General features: G+C 68.8%; 2 protein-coding genes. Both read left to right on the top strand.

The features are described 5' to 3' along the window. Window positions 1-567 (top strand): L,D-transpeptidase family protein (locus sphsw_RS17790; protein WP_031441788.1); only part of this gene is annotated, 567 nt, incomplete at its 5' end. Window positions 568-658: 91 nt separating this feature from the next. Beyond that, the coding region (locus sphsw_RS17785; RefSeq protein WP_031441787.1) for a UbiA family prenyltransferase at window positions 659-1055 on the top strand (397 nt) is incomplete at its 3' end.

Here is a 1055-nt window from a genome sequence, read left to right as displayed (position 1 = left end):
GGCGCCCGCCCCGTGACGGCGACCCAGGCCCCCGCCGCACCCCGCACCGCGCCGAAGGCCCGCCCCGCGGCCCCCGCGCCGAAACCGGCCGCCCCGGATCCCGCCGCCTACACCGTCAAGCGCATCCTCCAGATCCCCGGCCCCATGCGGCAGGGCGACCATTACTGGGATGAGACCGGCGCGCCCCAGGGCCCCGTCATCGTCACCGTCGACCTCGCCGCGCAGACCGTCTCGGTCTTCCGCGCGGGCTATGAGATCGGCACCGCGGTCATCATCTACGGCGCAGACGACAAGCCGACCCCCTTGGGCGTCTTCCCGATCACGCAGAAGGACGCCGACCACGTCTCCAACCTCTACAATGCGCCGATGCCGTACATGCTGCGGCTGACCAATGACGGCATCTCGATCCATGGCAGCGATGTCGGCGACGGCTATGCCACGCATGGCTGTATCGGCGTGCCTAGGGCGTTCGCGAAGCGGATCTTCGACGCGGTAAAGCTCGGCGACCGGGTGATCGTCACCGATGGCGAGCGACTCGACCTCGGCCAGCCGATCACCGCCGCCTGATCGGCGCCCCCCACCATACCCGGGTTTCGATTTCCCCAGCAGAACCATCGCTTTCCCCGAACGGCAGGGTCGCGTATAGGCCTGCGCAACCATGACCACTGCGACGCCCCTGCTTCCCCCCGCCGAATGGCGCGACTTTCTGGCGCTGACCAAACCCCGGGTGATGACGCTCGTCGTGTTCACCGGGCTGTGCGGCATGCTCGCCGCGCCCGTCGGCATCCATCCCGTGATCGGCTTCACCGCGATCCTGTGCATCGCGCTCGGCGCGGGTGCGGCGGGGGCGCTCAACCAATGGTATGAATCCGATATCGACGCGGTCATGCGCCGCACACAGAAGCGCCCGCTTCCCGCCGGCCGGATGGACCGTCAGGCCGCGCTGCATTTCGGCGTCGGGCTCGCCAGCTTCTCAGTCCTGCTGATGGGGCTCGCGGTCAACCTCGCCGCAGCCGCGATCCTGACCGTCTCGATCCTGTTCTACGTCCTCGTCT

The organism is Sphingomonas sp. FUKUSWIS1 (assembly GCF_000733135.1).
Taxonomy (GTDB): domain Bacteria; phylum Pseudomonadota; class Alphaproteobacteria; order Sphingomonadales; family Sphingomonadaceae; genus Sphingomonas; species Sphingomonas aerolata.
Note: the sequence above shows the minus strand (reverse complement) of the source record. Positions and strands in the feature narration are given on the sequence as shown.